16 protein-coding genes and 1 tRNA gene are annotated in these 17,124 nt (G+C 26.2%); 13 read left to right on the top strand and 4 right to left on the bottom strand.

Going from position 1 to position 17,124, the window contains the following annotated elements; all coding sequences use genetic code 11:
- The first annotated feature begins 60 nt into the window (after window positions 1-60).
- The 10 genes from BUA90_RS01670 to BUA90_RS01625 all read left to right on the top strand — a co-directional run bounded on the left by BUA90_RS01670 (window position 61) and on the right by BUA90_RS01625 (window position 9,547).
- Complete coding sequence (locus tag BUA90_RS01670) at window positions 61-396, top strand: nucleotidyltransferase domain-containing protein (RefSeq protein WP_072965641.1); 336 nt, start codon at window positions 61-63, stop codon at window positions 394-396.
- Entirely contained in the window at window positions 386-778 is a 393-nt protein-coding gene (locus tag BUA90_RS01665; RefSeq protein WP_072965640.1) for a HEPN domain-containing protein, read from the top strand. Before BUA90_RS01670 ends, BUA90_RS01665 begins: the two co-directional genes overlap by 11 nt.
- Window positions 779-1,272: 494 nt before the next feature.
- Window positions 1,273-2,274, top strand: a complete 1,002-nt coding sequence (gene cmr1, locus BUA90_RS01660) for a type III-B CRISPR module RAMP protein Cmr1 (RefSeq protein WP_072965639.1) — start codon at window positions 1,273-1,275, stop codon at window positions 2,272-2,274.
- Entirely contained in the window at window positions 2,275-4,011 is a 1,737-nt protein-coding gene (gene cas10, locus BUA90_RS01655) for a type III-B CRISPR-associated protein Cas10/Cmr2 (RefSeq protein ID WP_072965638.1), read from the top strand.
- Window positions 3,986-5,110, top strand: coding sequence for a type III-B CRISPR module-associated Cmr3 family protein (locus BUA90_RS01650; RefSeq protein ID WP_159429983.1), 1,125 nt, complete (start codon window positions 3,986-3,988; stop codon window positions 5,108-5,110). The genes cas10 and BUA90_RS01650 overlap by 26 nt, the downstream gene beginning before the upstream one ends.
- A 4-nt stretch (window positions 5,111-5,114) precedes the next feature.
- Entirely contained in the window at window positions 5,115-6,446 is a 1,332-nt protein-coding gene (locus BUA90_RS01645; RefSeq protein ID WP_072965636.1) for a hypothetical protein, read from the top strand.
- A gap of 3 nt (window positions 6,447-6,449) precedes the next feature.
- On the top strand, window positions 6,450-7,361 hold the full coding sequence (cmr4, locus tag BUA90_RS01640; RefSeq protein WP_072965635.1) for a type III-B CRISPR module RAMP protein Cmr4: 912 nt from the start codon (window positions 6,450-6,452) through the stop codon (window positions 7,359-7,361).
- Entirely contained in the window at window positions 7,339-7,770 is a 432-nt protein-coding gene (cmr5, locus tag BUA90_RS01635) for a type III-B CRISPR module-associated protein Cmr5 (protein ID WP_072965634.1), read from the top strand. Before cmr4 ends, cmr5 begins: the two co-directional genes overlap by 23 nt.
- Window positions 7,763-8,845, top strand: coding sequence for a type III-B CRISPR module RAMP protein Cmr6 (cmr6, locus tag BUA90_RS01630; RefSeq protein ID WP_072965633.1), 1,083 nt, complete (start codon window positions 7,763-7,765; stop codon window positions 8,843-8,845). The genes cmr5 and cmr6 overlap by 8 nt, the downstream gene beginning before the upstream one ends.
- Before the next feature lie 605 nt (window positions 8,846-9,450).
- Window positions 9,451-9,547: transfer RNA gene (locus BUA90_RS01625), tRNA-Sec, on the top strand.
- Window positions 9,548-9,640: 93 nt separating this feature from the next.
- Here BUA90_RS01625 and plsY read toward each other — a convergent pair.
- A complete protein-coding gene (gene plsY / locus BUA90_RS01620; protein WP_072965632.1) occupies window positions 9,641-10,228 on the bottom strand; it encodes a glycerol-3-phosphate 1-O-acyltransferase PlsY in 588 nt (195 codons plus the stop codon).
- A gap of 111 nt (window positions 10,229-10,339) precedes the next feature.
- On the bottom strand, window positions 10,340-11,341 hold the full coding sequence (locus BUA90_RS01615; RefSeq protein WP_072965631.1) for a hypothetical protein: 1,002 nt from the start codon (window positions 11,339-11,341) through the stop codon (window positions 10,340-10,342).
- A gap of 199 nt (window positions 11,342-11,540) precedes the next feature.
- Between BUA90_RS01615 and BUA90_RS01610 the strand changes: the two genes are divergently transcribed.
- From BUA90_RS01610 to gdhA, 3 genes are all read left to right on the top strand, one after another.
- Window positions 11,541-12,338, top strand: a complete 798-nt coding sequence (locus BUA90_RS01610; protein WP_072965630.1) for a Cof-type HAD-IIB family hydrolase — start codon at window positions 11,541-11,543, stop codon at window positions 12,336-12,338.
- Window positions 12,339-12,520: 182 nt separating this feature from the next.
- A complete protein-coding gene (locus BUA90_RS01605; protein WP_094756665.1) occupies window positions 12,521-13,612 on the top strand; it encodes a PRK06851 family protein in 1,092 nt (363 codons plus the stop codon).
- A 396-nt stretch (window positions 13,613-14,008) separates the two neighbouring features.
- Window positions 14,009-15,346, top strand: coding sequence for an NADP-specific glutamate dehydrogenase (gene gdhA, locus BUA90_RS01600; RefSeq protein WP_072965629.1), 1,338 nt, complete (start codon window positions 14,009-14,011; stop codon window positions 15,344-15,346).
- Between the two features lie 54 nt (window positions 15,347-15,400).
- Here the strand turns inward: gdhA and BUA90_RS01595 are convergent, their stop codons facing one another.
- Complete coding sequence (locus BUA90_RS01595) at window positions 15,401-15,787, bottom strand: hypothetical protein (protein ID WP_072965628.1); 387 nt, start codon at window positions 15,785-15,787, stop codon at window positions 15,401-15,403.
- 107 nt (window positions 15,788-15,894) lie between these two features.
- Entirely contained in the window at window positions 15,895-17,103 is a 1,209-nt protein-coding gene (locus BUA90_RS01590; protein ID WP_072965627.1) for an alanyl-tRNA editing protein, read from the bottom strand.
- Between the last annotated feature and the right edge of the window lie 21 nt (window positions 17,104-17,124).

Here is a 17,124-nt window from a genome sequence, read left to right as displayed (position 1 = left end):
GGCAGTTCATTTAGAGTATAATTATAATATAGACATCAAATTTTTGGTGAGGTGGATATTATGCCACAACAAATGGGAAATGAAATTAATAAAATAATAAACCAGATTAAGGAAGTTGTTTTAACAAGCAAGATATATTTATTTGGTTCTTTTGCCTATGGAACTCCTAATGATGAAAGTGATTTAGATTTATGTATTGTTATAAATGAAAGAGATGTAAGAAATGTAAGAAAAAGAGATTTAATTAAAGCTATTAGAAAATCTATATCAAAGGTTGCATCTATGCCTGTAGACATTTTAGTTTACTATAAAGATGAATTTGATGAAAGAGCAGCATTGGAATCTACATTGGAATATAAAATTGCTCATGAAGGAGTTAGTTTATATGAACAATAAAGATATTGCATATGAATGGTTTGATTTTGCTGATAATGATTTAAACTCAGCAAAATTTCTTCTCCAAATGCATCCAGTTCCTTTAGAGATAGTATGTTATCATTGTCAGCAAAGTGCAGAAAAATATTTAAAAGGATATATTGCTTTAAATGGTGATAAGATAATAAAAACACATGATTTAACACTTCTTAATAAAATTTGTATGAAGTTTGATAAGGATTTTCAAGAAATAGAAGATGATTGTATAGAATTGGTTGATTATGGAGTTCAAGTTAGATATCCGTTTTACATTGAGTTGGAAGAACAGGATATGAAAAAAGCATTAGAAAGTGCTGAGAGAATTAAGAATTTTATATTAGATAAACTTAAACAATCTGAATAATGTTATTTTTTACGCTGTTAATATTTGGAGCAGGTATTTTTACCTGCTTTTATTATAAACAGTAATTTTGATACAACAAATGGATTTGGTAAAAATGGATAAATATAGACATTAAAAAATAGAGTGCTTTATTATGTTGAATGTATACGGTGAACTGTAGCACAAGTAATGGCGTTTTTTGAAAATGAATTGTAGTTTAAATCTTTGAATTATATATATAATTAGGTATATTGCAGTAAAATTATTGTTTGTGTCGTTGATTTTTAATAGCGCAAAAACTATTAAAAATCGACGACACTTATGTTTTTTTAAGACTTTATGTAACATAAATAGAAATTTATACAAAAAGAAGGATTTTTTTGATAAATAAAGAAAATATTAGAATATGGTATTTCGTATAAAAATGGATTTATAAATTAATTATGATGAATTAAAAAATATTTTACTTATTTAATTAATTTGTCTAATATACAGAATGTAAAAGAGGTGAATTTATGAAAAAAGTTGAAGTGACATGTCGATTGATTACACCTTTATTTATGTATGGAACAACTAATAAACCCGAAATAAGAGCTAGTTCTATTAAGGGGGTATTAAGGTATTGGTGGAGATTTTTCAATTATGATGGTGATGAAGAAAGCTTTAAAAACAGAGAAAATTACATTTTCGGAAGTGTTGATAACAAAAGTCCTGTACAAATTAGAGTAGAAAGGGATAAAAACAAATGTGAAATTGAAAAAAATAAAAACATATTACAAGAAAAAAATAATAAAAAAAGTGGCAATGAAAATTATGGAGGGATTAAGTATTTATTCTATTTTCTTAATGCAGGAGAAAATAAAAATAAGTCTTATGTAAAAGAAAATAGTGAGTTTAAAATTCAATTTAGATATATAGATGAAAGTGTAGTAAAAGAGTATTTAGAAGCTCTAAATTGGTTACAGTTATTTGGAGGTATGGGGTCTCGAAGTAGACGAGGTGCAGGAAATTTTAAAATAATAAAAATTTCTGGAAATGATGAATTGGCAGAAGAATACCGAAGCAAATTAATTTTAGATTTTGAAGATAATAAAATGTATCAAAATGATTTATTTAAAGATAAAATATCAATATATAGATTTAAAAATGGACAAGGTGAAAATTGGTTAAAAGTTCTTGATGCAATTGGCAAGAAATATAAAGCTTTTAGAAATGTAAAAAATGAAGATATATATGGGGAAAAGTTTCAATCTGAACATAAAGCAGTATTTGGCTTGCCAATTGGAGGAAAAGTTAAAAGCGATAAAGTTACCAAAATAAAAAGAATGGAATCACCTTTGATTTTTAAAGTGTTAGAGATAGAAAAAGAAAAATATGAATGTATTGTTATTAGATTACATAATTCTCCTTTGGAAAAAGAAGAAAAACTGAAGAAAGATGATGAAAGCCTTATAGATAAATTTTTGCAACAGGACTGTTTTGAAAGAATTGTTTTGCCAGAAGAGGTGAAGGGATAGATGAGTAGATTATTATTATTTAGTATGGCGTCTGTTCAAGAATATATAATGGAATCAAAAAAAGTAATAGACTTAACAAATAGTAGTTATATTGTATCGATTATAATGAATGAAGTAAAGAAGGCTGTTATAGAGGAATTAAATGGCAATGTAATTCTTCCTAACAGTGAAGTGTCTGAGAAAGTAAAGACATCTAATCAATTATTGATTACATATGAATCAAAAGATAGTATGGCAGAAAAATTGGAAAAAAGGGCAAAAGCTAAATTTAGGTATATTATAAAACAACTTAATGATTTAAAAAATCTGAAAGATAAAGAAATAAATGCAGTAATAGAAGATATCATAAAAATTTATTGGGCAGAAGTGGAATTTGAAGATGAGTATGAAAAAGCATATAAAAAAGTACATAAGATTTTAGAAGCAGTAAAGCATACTAGAGTATTTAAAAATGAACAAGATGAAAATTTGATTAAGGGTCCAAAGTGTTCCATATGTGGGAAGAGAAATGTAAGGTACATACTCTCCAAAAAGAATATCAATGGAATAGAAAGTAATAAATTAAAAGAAAAAGACTACTTGTGTCTTGCTTGCTATATTAAAAGAACTTTGAAAGAAGATAAAAATGAAAAGCAAAATTCTACTGCCAAAATAGCTTTAGGTAGATGGATAAAAGAAAATATAGAAAATAATAAATGCATTTATGAAAAATTAGAGAAAAAGGCAGAGGAAATATCTAAAAGTTCAAAATATGGAAAATATCAGCTTCTTTATAAGGAAAATATGTTAAAGGAAATAAAAGAAGAAGAGATGAATGAAGTTCTAAATTATTATGAAGAATTGACTAAAACACAAGAAAAATATTACTGTATTTATCGATTTGATATAGATAATTTGGGGAAATGGATGAATGGAAAATATAAGGATTCTAAGGAGAATTTAAAAGACTATCAGCAAGAGTTATCAAATAAAATTAATGAATTTTTTGAAAAGGTGCTGAAGTTTTTTGATGAAAATGAAAACAATACACTAGTATATGCAGGAGGGGATGATCTCTTAGCTCTATTAAATGTAAAGGATGCTTTCAAATTTTCTAAAGAAATAGAGGAAGAATTTAACAAAATATTAAAAAAAAATAACAATAAATTTAAAAAGCTTACTTTTTCTCAAGGGATTTTTATAATTCACTATAAAGATACACTAAAGGAAAGTTTGAAAGTGAGTAAAGAAAGATTGGAATGGATAAAAGAGAAATTTGGAAATAGCAATACAGAGCAAAAAAAAGATGGATTGATTGTTGCTGTACTAACAGATGGATACTATTATAAAGAATTTTACTTTAAAAATCATATGAATGATGAATATATTATAAAGACTTTAGAAAATATATTTAATTATTTTTATGAGGATAAATTCAGCTTTTTTCATAATGAATTGGCTAAAATGTTTATGAGATTAGATGAAAGTGATGAATTAGAAGAAGAGAGAATTATAAGGGATATGTTATTTGTACAGCAAAAGCGATTAATTGGTAGAAGTAATAAAAGAGAAAGAGATAAAACTAAAGAAGATGAAAAAGCTTTAAAAAATTTGTTAGAGGATATTTTATATCAAAATCCTAATTGTGTAGGAATATCAGTATTAGAAAATTATTTTAATATGTTTTATATAATGGAGAAGCTGTACATCATCTTAAGAGAGGATGAGAAGGATGAAGGTATTAAAAATAAAGCCTAATGATAATTTATTTTTTGGAAATGGGAAGAGATTCGACAAAGGAGAAAGTATATGGCTTGAGAGCAGATTGATGCCTTATCCATCTGTATTTTATGGAGCTATATGTTCACTAATGCTACAGCTTAATAAAACATGTAGTAATAGATATATTAATAATAAAAATAATACAGAAGATGATCCTCGTAAGTATTTAACTATAAGGAAAATATATATATACGATGAAAAAAATAAAGATGTTTACATGAAAGCTCCACTAGATTTGTTTGTATATAAAAATAAATGTAGCTATGGAATTTTTAGAAAAATAGAAAGCAATGTATGTACATCTAGTAAAGATATGAGTTATTTTTTGTTTAATGATAAAAAGGATTTTAAACGAGCAGATGAATTTTATATAAAAAGAAGTAGCTTTTATAATGGATATTTTTATGGGAAAGAAGTAGATTTTTACGAAGCACATAGATTTATAACTCAAGCTTATAAGGTTGGGATACAAAGAGAAAAAGGTATGACAAAGGATGAGCATTTATACAGGATAGATTTAACACAATTTAATGATACAAAGTGGAGCTATTTAGTAGAATATGAAATTAAAGATGAATGGTGGAATGAAAGTGATTATACTGGATTAGATAGAGGTTACTTAAAGCTTGGAGGAGAGAATAAATCTTGTAAATATTGGGATGTGACAGATGAACAAATTTTAAAGCAGTATAAAGATGAAAATGATTATAAAAACAAATCAAAGCTTGTAAAGCTTTATATATCATCTCCTTTTATATCGAAATATGGAGGATACCAGATAATATTTAAAGATAGTGATAAAGGCAATAAGGCTATTAAGGTATTAGGTATATCAAATAAAGAGCCTTTATTTATCGGTGGATATGATATGAGAACAGGACATAAGCCAATGTATAAGGCTATTCCTGAAGGAAGCATTTATTTATTAGAAAGTGATTATTTTGAAGGTCAAATTATAAAAGAAATAAAAAAGTATATAAAAGAACAAATATTTCTATATGATGAAGAAGATTCTATTATTAAGTCGGGTTTTAATCAATTTGAAGTAGTACCTTATAGGGAAAAGGGGGAATAGTAAAATGAAATTTGATACTATGGTTATATGTTCAACACTTAATCAGATGGTCAATTATATAGCTATTAAAAAACACGGTATTGAAAAAGTTATAAATATTACTGGAGAAACAAATGAGAACCATGCTAACTTAAAGAAGTTTAACTATGGGGAATGGAATAAAAACTTGAAGGATGTATTAGACGATATAATATTTGAAGACCCTGATATTTGTTTTGGAAATAAAGAAGCTAGAAATTATAGTGAAATGATTGATAAATTGGGGAAGCTTTTCAATTCAAAAGATAAACCTATATTATGGAATATTACAGGTGGACAAAGATATATAGTAATGGCTATAACTGAGTATGTTTTTAAGAATAGAAAAGATGATGTGATTGTATATTTTGAAGGAGATACAGAGAAGTTTTTATATTATGGTAATACGAAGGAAGATATTTCAACTGAAATAAAAAATGATTATAAATGTGAAATGAATATCCCGTTAGCATTTAAATTAATGGGAATGAGTGTGAAAGAAAGAGAAGAGTATAAAGTATCAGATTATTATAATTTGTTTTTTAAGGGAAAAGATGAGTCAGAAATTACAGATGAAGATAAGCGATATATAGACGAATATAAATTTTATAATGAGTTTTATGAAAAGTATTGTGATGATATAGAGATATTAAAAATATTAGTAGAAGTTAATAAAGATAAACCAGATGGTGAAATAGTTGAAGATAAGCTAGACTGGGTAATCAATAAATTAAGAGATAAATGTAAAGAGTTTTTTAATGATAAGAATGAAAATATATTTAAGGAATCTATAGAAAAGGAATATAGAAAAAGAAAAGTTAAAAGAAAAGTTTTTGGATATATATTAGAGAAAATGTCATTTTATAGAATGATTAAGATTTTAACCGAGAGCGATATTAAGGATGTTATTGCAGATATAGATATGGGCGTAAAAATTAATTTTAGTGATAAAAAGAGACGTATAAGTGAACATCATATTGATGAATTTGATATTGTTGTGGTAACTAATATGGGGAAGGTTGTTATATTTGAGTGTAAATCAGGATATATGTGTGGAGACAATGCAAAGAGTACACATTATTCTACTTATAAAGTATCAGGAGTATATGGTGCACCTGTACTTATAGACCCTATTATAGAAAAGCAAAATATAAAAGAAGAAAGTTTTGAAAATATAAGAAAAGCTGAAAATGCAGCGAGCAAGGCAGGATTGATTATTTGTAGAATGGGGAATAAAGATAATACAGGAGATTCTAAAAATGGAATTTATAGTTTAGAAGATTATTTAAAAAGTGTTTTTGAAAGTGAGGGGGAATAGTTTATGTATAGTAGTGCAACACCTATTTTATTTAAAGCAGTAACACCTGTTCATGCAGGTACAGGTAGGGAATTGGGAATTATAGATATGCCGATACAAAAAGAAAGCCATACTGGAATACCTAAAATAGAAGGGGCAAGTATAAAAGGGTGCATGAGAGAAGCTTATAGATTAAAAAATAAAGATAAAAGTGAAGAAAATATTTTATTTGGATATGAAGATGGAAATGATGGAGCGGGATTAATTGGTTTTTCAGATGCAAAGCTATTATTTTATCCTATAAAATCTGTTCAGAATCTATTTACATATATTACATGCACTTATTTGATCAATCGATTTTTAGAAGATAAAAATTTTATGAATAAATGTGATATAAAAAGTATACTGGAGGATATAAAAGAAGGTCAAGCTATTATCTATACAAAGAATAAAGATATAAAAAAGGGAAAAAAAATTGTTTTAGATGTATATGATTTTGAAATTGATTGTGTATGTAAGCTTGAAGAAAACTGTGATGAGAATGATGAAAAATGTTGTGTAGAAGATATAAGAGAGTTATATAAAAAACTAGAACTTAAAAGAGATATTGCAGTATTAAATGATACGGACTTTATGGAGATTATTTCTTTGAATAGAGAAGTAATTACAAGAAATAGAATAGATCATGAAACAGGAATTGTAAAAAATGGAGGATTATTTATTGAAGAGTACCTTCCAGCAGAATCAGTTTTATATTCATTGCTCCTTGTAAATGGTATATTAGAAGAACAAAAGAAGAATAAAGAATTAGTAAAAAGATATAAGCAAAGTATACCTAAATTACTTCAAATTGGAGGTAATAAGACTATAGGGAAAGGGATTGTAAAAGCACTTATTTATGAGGGGGATAAAGATGGGAATAATGAAAAAAGATAATAGAATGAAAGCTATAGACGCTTTTGAGGAATTAGAACAGGTAAAGAATAAAGATTTTAAAGAAAAATTCAAATCACATATAAAAAATATTCCTATGTATATATATACAAATGGATTAATCAGTACATTAGCTTTTATATTTAAAAAAGCAAAAATTTATAAGAAAGAACAAAAAGGAGAAGAAGAAAAGAGTTATTTGAAAATTTATGAAATAATAAAGAGTTATTTAAAATATTATGAGGAAATAGAAGGGGAGAAGGAGCAATTATTAAAAAATTTACTAAATTTGTCTTCAAGTGATTATAGGAAAATATCTTTAAGGTTAATTAATTATTTAGAATATGTAGTCAAATTTTCTGAAGCTATGTTAAATAGTGATGAAAATACTGAAGGTGGTCAAAATGGCTAAAAAGATAGAAATAATACAAAAAGGGAAAAATCAATATGAATATATAGAAACGAAATATAATAAGTATGATAAAAAAATTGAAGATATAAGAAATTATGTTTATCTTCAAAATTTAGATTATAAATACATTGAAAATAAAAATATAAAAGATATTAATTTTAATTATATATTAAACAATTTATTTTTTATGGAAGAGCAGAAATATGAAATAAATAGAATATATGAGATAAAGGAGAAAGAAAATAAGATAACATTTAATATGGAATTTAATAAAGTATGTATTCCAGAAGAGTTAAAAGAATATAAAGAAAATATTGTAGATTATTGTAAATGCATGAATTTAGATATTATAAGTAAAGAATTTGAGATAGAAATTGCAGGGGATAAAAAGTTAGTTATAGGATTGGGTCATACCAATATTGGAGAAACTTCTATGACAATTCATAAAGTATATGGAGTACCTTATATACCGGGACAAGTTTTAAAAGGAATTTTTAAAGCTTATTACATTCAAGAGGTTATGAGGGATGATGATAGTTTAGAGAAAATTCTACAAAGAGAAGATATAAAAATTAAAGATAAAGATTTATTATATGCTATATTATTTGGAGAAAAATATTCAAAAAAGCAAAAAGATAAACAAGCTAAATCAAATATATATTTTTTTGATGCATATCCTAAAGATGATTATAGTATACAAGAGGATATTATGAATGTACATCCAATAATTTATTATAATGAACAAGCTAAAGAAAATACTCAATTAAATAAAAGTGAAAATCTCAATTTAATAACTTTTTATGTGGTTAAGGATACAAGGTTTCAAGTAGTATTAGCATTAGATACTTTAGGAATTCAACGAGTTTTAAAAGATTATAACAAGGATAAGAAGTCTGATGAAAAATATGTTATAGAAGAAATTATGGAAAATATATATTTAAGCATTGTAAAGATAGCGCAAAAAGCTTATAGTAATATGGGTATTGGTGCTAAGACTCAAGTAGGTTATGGAGATATTAAAGTTAATGAAAAAGAAATATTAGAAGAATATGAAAAAAATAAGAGGAAAAACTAAAACAGAAATTAGACTAGTTAATAAAAGTTAGACTAGCTAATAAAAATCAAGAGTAGAATTAAGATTTTTTGAACTTTGAAAAAGGAGTATAAGAAACTAAGCCTATAAAAAATAGCAGTATAAATTAATTTGTACTTTAACTATTAACCATAATTTTCTATAAGTTTATTTAATGACTAATTTTTTTAAAACTTAAAAATCTGTCAAGATTTGATTTATCAGTGCATTTCAACCTTGACAGATTTTTAAATTTTAATATGCTTTGAAAAAGGAATTACGAAAACCAAATACAGATTTATTTACAAACTTATTTAAATATTGATAAAAAAGTGCCTGTTCGGTTCGGGGGTAAATCCGTTAATCCATATAGCAAATTACTGTATGAGAAAGATAGGTATCAGACTTATATATTACTATTAAAATATAGTGTAGTTGTAAAAATATTATTTATTGGGTTACGATATTTATTTTTAGAAAGAACTTAAGACTTATATTTTTATTTACTATAAAATATTGTCTTGTGACGTCGAAAAATGTAAATAATATCTCTTGACATAAAATTTGATTTTGCTATAATATAGTAGTGCCGAGAAAAAATATTATGTGGGAGTAGATGGGTGCTGGTGTGCCCTCTGGTCTTCAAAACCAGTATGAGGGGTTAGGAGCCTCTTGGGTGGGTTCGATTCCCACATACTCCCGCCATTAAAACAAGCATTTTAAGGGTAGAAATTTTCAAATAAATATTAAGAGAATCCTTTTGAAAAGGATTCTCTTTTTGTATATTCGATATTTAATTTATTTAAAAGATATTTTGGATTCATTACCAGAAATAAGTCTTTTAATATTTGACTTATGTTTATAAATGACAAATAGTCCTATAAATATTGAATAATATATATAGTATTTAGGTGTTTTAAACAATATTGAAACAATTGGAAAAGATATTGAAACAATAATTGAAGCTAAAGACATAATATTAAAAGCCATTAAAATTAATATTTGTATAATTAAAAGAATGAGACCAATAAGAGGATACAATGCAAAAATTGTACCTGCCGCTGTTGCAACTCCTTTACCGCCTTTAAAACCTAAAAACATTGAATAACAATGGCCAAGTACAACAAATACTGAACAAATTACTGCAGTTTCAAGATTTAGTATGATTTTAGCGCTAAAGGCTACAATAAAACCTTTTAGAAAATCTCCTAAAAAAGCAATAATAAAAGCTTTTTTACCAGCGGTTCTAAGGACATTAGTTGCTCCGGTATTTCCACTTCCATGTTTTCTAATATCAATTCCACCTATATATTTTCCCACTATGAAAGAAAAAGGCAAACTACCTATGAGATAGCTTAATATAATAGGTATTACGTATTTAAACAATATATCACTTCCTTTTTTAGATTATATTACATTATTTTATCATTTATTATTATATATAACTAGAATATTTTTTTAAATAAAAAAATAGCTAATATTTTTTATTATTAGCTATTAATCTTTAAGAAATTTATCTTGTATATCTAAGATATTTTTCATTACAACTCTAGTTTTAATTTTTATTACAGTCATATCTTTAATTTTTACTGCATCTTCTAAATCGCTTATTGAAGTATTTAGTTTATTTATTTGCTGGGTCATTTTCTTTTCAAGAATTTGTTGAAGCAGATTATTTCTATACATTTTTATTTTTTTTAGATTTTCAAATGCTGAGCTAAAATTATCATTGCTGCTGTCCAATACAATTTGGCGAATATGATATTTTATACGATATATTGAAACAGGAACTTTCTTCTTAAAATTAACAATTAAATCAGGAAGAAAAGAAGTTAGTTTATTAGCTAATAAGAGAGATTCCATGTACTTATATTCAGAAGCATTGATAGTTAATTTATTAAGTGTAGTTTCAAAGGAATTTATTGATTCTTCGGGTGTATTTGATTTTATTATTATAGGTTCAAAGTCATTCCATTTTTCATGTAGGTTTAGAATTTTTTTATTAATTTCATTCCATTTTTCTTCTATATTATCTGGAATTTCTATTTCTTTATTTTTTTCTTTAGTTATTATCTCATTTTCAAGTATACTTTTTAAGAGGACATCTTTCATTGTAATAGTAGATGGTTTGAACTCAATTAATTTTTCAATAGTTTTATTATCATCTTTACTATTTTTTTGGTTTTGCTGGTTATTATTTTGTTCATTATTTTTATCCATTTCTTCAGTTAATTTTTGTCCAATTATAATTTCTATTTGTTTTCTTTCTTCTTTTTTTTTGTTTTTTACTTCAATCTGCTTTTCATAATATGGTATTAAATCAATCATATTCATTATTGAAATAATATCTTGTTCTATTTCGCTAAAAATAGGTGGTACTAATTTTGGTTCATTATCTTTTTTTGATTCTGATGTCTGCTGTTTTTTTGTACATGATATAAAACTAATTGAAATAATAAATATCAATATGTATGATATAGCCAATTTTATCTTATTCATAAAAATCACCTCTAATCTATTATTTCCATTGTATTATTAAACGATACTTTTTATAAATAATTAATGTGCATTTAAAAATATTTTTCTTTTTCAGAGAAAATTGAAAACGTTGTCAATGTTGAATAAAATCAGCAACAAAATTATACTTTATTATGAAGTATATAAAAAGTATAATTTTAAATGTTGAGGAGTGCATTATATGGAATATAAAGCAGTAATAACCGATTTAGATGGGACACTGTTAAATAGTGACCACAAAGTAAGTGATTATACAAAAGAAGTTATTAAAAAAGTTATAAAAAAAGGAGTTAAGTTTTTTATAGCAACAGGAAGACATCATCAAGATGTTTCTCATATTCGAAATCAATTAGGATTAAATACGACATTTATAACGTCAAATGGGTGTAGAGTTCATGATTCAAATGAAGAAATATTACTTGCTCATGATATAGATGAGAGTATAGTAAGGAAATTATTGAATTTAGAAGTTGATAAAGATATTCATGTGAATATATATCAAAATGACAAATGGTATGTATCTAGAGAAAATGATTGGGTAAAGCAGTTTCATGCAGAATCACAATTTTTTTATGATATAGTGGATTTTAATAAATTAGAAGATTATAAAGCGGCAAAGGTATTTTATATTTGTAATGATCATGAAAAATTAGTACTTCTTAAGGAAAAGATTGAAAAGTTATTTCCTAATAAATTAAATGTAGTTTTTTCATTGCCAAGTTGTTTAGAAGTAATGCCTTATGGAGTTTCAAAAGGATTTGCTATAAAAAAAGTTTTAGAAAAATACGGTATACACCCTAAAGAAGCAATTGCTTTTGGAGATGGACTTAATGATTATGAAATGTTAAAATTGGTAGGAAGAGGTTTCATAATGGGAAATGCCCATGACAAACTTAAAGAAGTTTTGCCGAATTTTGAAGTAGTTGAAACAAATGATGAAAATGGCGTTGCAAATACATTAAAGAGAATATTTCTGTAAAGATATTTTTACTAAAACATTTTTAAAATGTCAGTATTATATGGGAAATGATTTGACCTGTATTTGAAAAGAATACAGGTTTTTCTTTTTTTGATAAAAGTAAACATAAAAAAATATAATAACTTATACAAGCCCATTTGAATATATATATAAATATATTGCGAAATAAAGGAGTTGAAATGATGATAACAAGAGGCAATGTAAGAAGGGTTTTTCCCGGTGGAAACACTTATAAAGGCTTTTATTCATATTATGATTATATTTTAGAACAAGAAGAGGCAAATAGGATAATAGTAATAAAAGGAGGTCCGGGAGTAGGAAAATCTTCTTTTATGAAAAAATTAGGTGATTCAATGGAGAAATTAGGTTTTGATGTAGAGTATCATCACTGTTCTTCAGACAATAATTCTATAGATGGAGTAGTGTTTAAAGAGATTGGGGTAGCACTTATAGATGGAACTGCACCGCATGTAGTAGACCCCAAAAATCCCGGTGGAGTAGATGAGATAATTCATTTAGGGGATTTCTGGGATGAAAGTAAAATGATAGAAAATAAGTTTAATATTATCAAATACAACACCGAAGTTGGAAGAAAATTCAAAAGAGCATATGGCTATTTGGCTGCAGCAAAAGGAATTTATGATAATATTCAAGCTAATATAGAAGAGGCTATTGATTATGTTTTAGCAAATAAAATTACAGAACAGTTAATAATAGAGATATTTGGTAAAATAGATTTTGGAAATAGAATAGGAAAAGAAAGACATTTGTTTGGTAGTGCAATTACACCAGATGGTATAAAAGATTATTTAGAAACTATAATAAAGCCAAATGAGACAGTTTATGTATTAAGAGGGGAATATGATTCAGTTCAATCGACTATTTTGGATAATTTAAGTAAAATTGCATTAAATAAGGGATATGATGTTGAAATATTTCACAATCATTTTATTCCAGAAAAAATTGATCACATAGTAATAAAAGATATATCTGTAGGAATAACTGTTTCATCAAAATTTGATAGTATTAAATATAAAACGATTTATATAGATTCCTGCTTAAATAAGTCAATATTGAAAGAAAGAGAAGAAGAAATTAAAATAGATAAAGAAAAATTTGGAGAATTGATTAATTTGGCAGTTGAAAATATAGGATGTGCTAAAAAACTTCACGATAAAATGGAAACTTTTTATATTCCCAATATGGATTTTACAGCAATAGATTTATTGAGAGAAAAAACTCTTCAAAAAATTTTAAAATGGGCTAAAAGGTAGTATGTGAAATAATTTAAGCTAAAAATAATGTTATAAAAAAAGTCGTCAATCTTTAGTAGTAGAAAATTTTGAGGATTGACGGCTTTTTATTTTTGTAAAAAGTATAGTTTTAAATTTAAAAAGTTTATCTTAGAAAGCATAAAAAAGTGATTTTATGGTAATTTTATTAAATGTTAGAATAATGAAAAATATTTTTTTCAAAAAAGTAAGATAATATTTTGTTAAAAAAAATATTATACTTTTAAATTGACATATTTTAGTGTAAAATTAATAAGTGAGGGGACAAATTTATTTAAAGAGCTATTCAAGGGAAAACGTTATTTAAGGGTAAGGCGTTGAGCAAGGAGAATAATTATATTTTTTAAAAAATAATATTTACAAAAGGAGAGGTGCTTTATGTCTTATATTCAAGAAGTTTTAGAAAGAGTAAAAGCTAGAAATAGTAATGAACCAGAATTTCTTCAAGCTGTTGAAGAAGTATTACATTCACTTGAACCTGTAATTGAAAAACATCCAGAGTATGTTGAGGCAGGTATTCTTGATAGAATAGTTGAGCCAGAAAGACAAATTATATTTAGAGTACCTTGGGTAGATGATAATGGAAAAGTTCAAGTAAATAGAGGTTTTAGAGTTCAGTTTAATGGAGCAATTGGACCTTATAAGGGAGGATTAAGATTTCATCCATCAGTATATCTTGGAATAATTAAGTTCTTGGGTTTTGAACAAATATTTAAAAACTCTTTAACAGGTTTGCCAATTGGAGGAGGTAAAGGTGGTTCAGACTTTGATCCAAAAGGCAAGTCAGATGCTGAAATAATGAGATTCTGTCAAAGCTTCATGACTGAACTTTACAGACATATAGGACCAGATGTTGATGTTCCAGCAGGTGATATAGGTGTTGGAGCTAGAGAAATTGGATACCTTTACGGACAGTATAGAAGAATTAGAGGAGCTTTTGAAAACGGAGTATTAACAGGTAAAGGATTAACTTATGGTGGTAGTTTAGCAAGAAAAGAAGCTACTGGTTATGGATTGCTTTATTTTGTAGATGAAATGTTAAAAGCAAATAATCATTCAATTGAAGGTAAAGTTATAGCTATTTCAGGCTCAGGTAATGTTGCAATATATGCTTGTGAAAAAGCTACTTTATTAGGTGCTAAAGTTGTTGCAATGTCTGATTCAAATGGATACATATATGATGCTAATGGTATCAATTTAGATACTATTAAGAGATTAAAAGAAGTTGAAAGAAAGAGAATTAAAGAATACGTTAAAGAGCATCCAAATGCTGAATATCATGAAGGTAATGTTTGGGAAGGTAAATTCAAATATGATATTGCTCTTCCTTGTTCAACTCAAAATGATATTAATTTAGAAAGAGCTAAAAATATAATAGAAAATGGTGCTATAGCAGTTGGAGAAGGTGCTAATATGCCTACTACTAATGAAGCAATTAACTATTTCTTAGAAAAAGGTATTTTAGTTGCACCTGCTAAAGCTGCTAATGCAGGAGGAGTTGCAACTTCTGCTCTTGAAATGTCTCAAAATAGTATGAGATATTCTTGGACATTTGAAGAAGTTGATTCTAAATTAAAAGAAATTATGAAAAATATTCATAAGAGCGCAGCTGAAGCTTCTAAAGAATACGGATTTGGATATAACCTTGTTGCTGGTGCTAATATTGCTGGATTCAAAAAAGTTGCAGATGCAATGTTAGCTCAAGGTATTTATTAAGAAATTAGGTTTTATTTGTATAGCAAAAATGGAGAGTCTTGAGGACTCTCCATTTTATTTAGCTTTATTATTGTAATATCCTTTTTTGCCTTCCATATTTACTTTTTTACCCCATAAATCGTTAGCAAGTTCATCTGAACAGCATACGTATTCAATCTTGTCTAAAGGAATTAAACAAACGCTGTCGCAGTCAGCTTTTCTAATGGCAATATAGTCTCTATTTACTTCATCTAAAATTACATTTTCAAGAGTTTCACAATCACATAAGCCAATATCTACTTTTTGACATTCTAAATCTTTAAGAGCGTCTTTTAAACATTCAGGATATTTGTTATCATAATATACTTTTTCATGCTCATAGTATAAACAAAGGTCATCGTCATAATCTCTTCCACAACCTCTTGGCATTGGTGGATAGTAACCATAAAAATTGTTCCACATATAAAAAATCCTCCTTTAAAAATTTTATTTAAACTTTATACTTCTATATCAGTATATGAACTAACCTTAGAAAAGTTTATTAAAATTATAAAAAAGCCTCTAAAAAATTAGAGACTTTTTAAAATTTCAATTATTTTGTTATATCCATGATTTAATGCGGCATTAATATTATTTGAAAGTTTACCGCCACCTTGAGCAGCAAATTGACTGCCACCGCCTTTTCCGTCTATTAAATTTAGTGAGCTTTTTAATATTTCGCTTATATTTATTTTATCTAAGTCTTTTGAACGACTATATATTAATTGGGCTTTATCTGTATTACTTATTCCAAATAAGACAATAGTTTTTGGATTATTTGATAGTATATTAGATAGAGTTTTAACTTCATTGAAATTTCTTTTTTCAAATATATATTTTATTATTCTTATGTCATTAATGATACTGGATTTTTTATAAAAGTCTACAGCTTCAAAATTTAATAGTTTTTCTTTTATATCTTTTAATTCTTTTTTTAGTTTAGTATTTTCTTCGATAATTTTATTTGCAGCTTCAATAATTTCTATATCTTTTACGGAAAGTAGAGAAGAAATTGTATTTGTTATTTCATTTTTTAAATAATAATCTTTTAATGCACGATTTCCACATACAAATTCTATTCTTAAACCACCTTTATAATTTTCAAATTTTCTAATTTTTATTAAACCAACTTCTCCAGTTCTATTTGGATGAGTACCACAACATGGTGAAAAATCAAAGTCATCAATTTTTACAATTCTTATATTTTCTGTTACAGAAGGTTTTTTTCTTAAAGGTAATTTATTTAATTCATCGTTAGAAGGATAAATAGCTGAAACAGGAAGGTCATTAAAAACTATTTGATTTGCAAAATATTCAACTTTTTTAATATCATTTTTAGAAAGTTGTTTATCTATATCTATAGTTACATATTCAGAGCCTAAATGAAATCCTATAGTTTGAACATCATGTAGTTTTTCAAACGCTGAAGATAAAATATGCTGACCTAGATGCTGTTGCATATGGTCAAATCTAGTTTGCCAGTCGATTATGCATTTTACATTTTCTAATTTTGAAGGTAATCTATTTAACACATGATAGATTTTGTTATCTTTTTCATATACATGGGAAACTGGAATATCATCTATATATCCTTTATCAGATGGTTGACCGCCACCTTCTGGGAAAAACGCAGTTTGATTTAATTCGACATGAAATTCTTCTTTTTTTTCAATTATGTGGTTAATATTTGCTGTAAATTCTTTTATATATGGATTTTTATAGAAAAGTTTTTTTGACATATCAAATCATCTCCTTGTATT

The sequence above is a fragment of the Caminicella sporogenes DSM 14501 genome, assembly GCF_900142285.1.
Classification (GTDB): Bacteria; Bacillota; Clostridia; order Peptostreptococcales; family Caminicellaceae; genus Caminicella; species Caminicella sporogenes.
This window is presented reverse-complemented; position numbering and strand designations above follow the sequence as displayed.

Coding starts and splice junctions, on each gene's coding strand:
- BUA90_RS01670 (WP_072965641.1), top strand. CDS start 61: ATGCCACAACAAATGGGAAATGAAATTAATAAAATAATAAACCAGATT.
- BUA90_RS01595 (WP_072965628.1), bottom strand. CDS start 15,787: ATGTGGAACAATTTTTATGGTTACTATCCACCAATGCCAAGAGGTTGT.
- cas10 (WP_072965638.1), top strand. CDS start 2,275: ATGAGTAGATTATTATTATTTAGTATGGCGTCTGTTCAAGAATATATA.
- BUA90_RS01610 (WP_072965630.1), top strand. CDS start 11,541: ATGGAATATAAAGCAGTAATAACCGATTTAGATGGGACACTGTTAAAT.
- cmr6 (WP_072965633.1), top strand. CDS start 7,763: ATGGCTAAAAAGATAGAAATAATACAAAAAGGGAAAAATCAATATGAA.
- BUA90_RS01650 (WP_159429983.1), top strand. CDS start 3,986: ATGAAGGTATTAAAAATAAAGCCTAATGATAATTTATTTTTTGGAAAT.
- BUA90_RS01645 (WP_072965636.1), top strand. CDS start 5,115: ATGAAATTTGATACTATGGTTATATGTTCAACACTTAATCAGATGGTC.
- gdhA (WP_072965629.1), top strand. CDS start 14,009: ATGTCTTATATTCAAGAAGTTTTAGAAAGAGTAAAAGCTAGAAATAGT.
- BUA90_RS01605 (WP_094756665.1), top strand. CDS start 12,521: ATGATAACAAGAGGCAATGTAAGAAGGGTTTTTCCCGGTGGAAACACT.
- BUA90_RS01615 (WP_072965631.1), bottom strand. CDS start 11,341: ATGAATAAGATAAAATTGGCTATATCATACATATTGATATTTATTATT.
- cmr5 (WP_072965634.1), top strand. CDS start 7,339: ATGGGAATAATGAAAAAAGATAATAGAATGAAAGCTATAGACGCTTTT.
- BUA90_RS01665 (WP_072965640.1), top strand. CDS start 386: ATGAACAATAAAGATATTGCATATGAATGGTTTGATTTTGCTGATAAT.
- cmr4 (WP_072965635.1), top strand. CDS start 6,450: ATGTATAGTAGTGCAACACCTATTTTATTTAAAGCAGTAACACCTGTT.
- cmr1 (WP_072965639.1), top strand. CDS start 1,273: ATGAAAAAAGTTGAAGTGACATGTCGATTGATTACACCTTTATTTATG.
- BUA90_RS01590 (WP_072965627.1), bottom strand. CDS start 17,103: ATGTCAAAAAAACTTTTCTATAAAAATCCATATATAAAAGAATTTACA.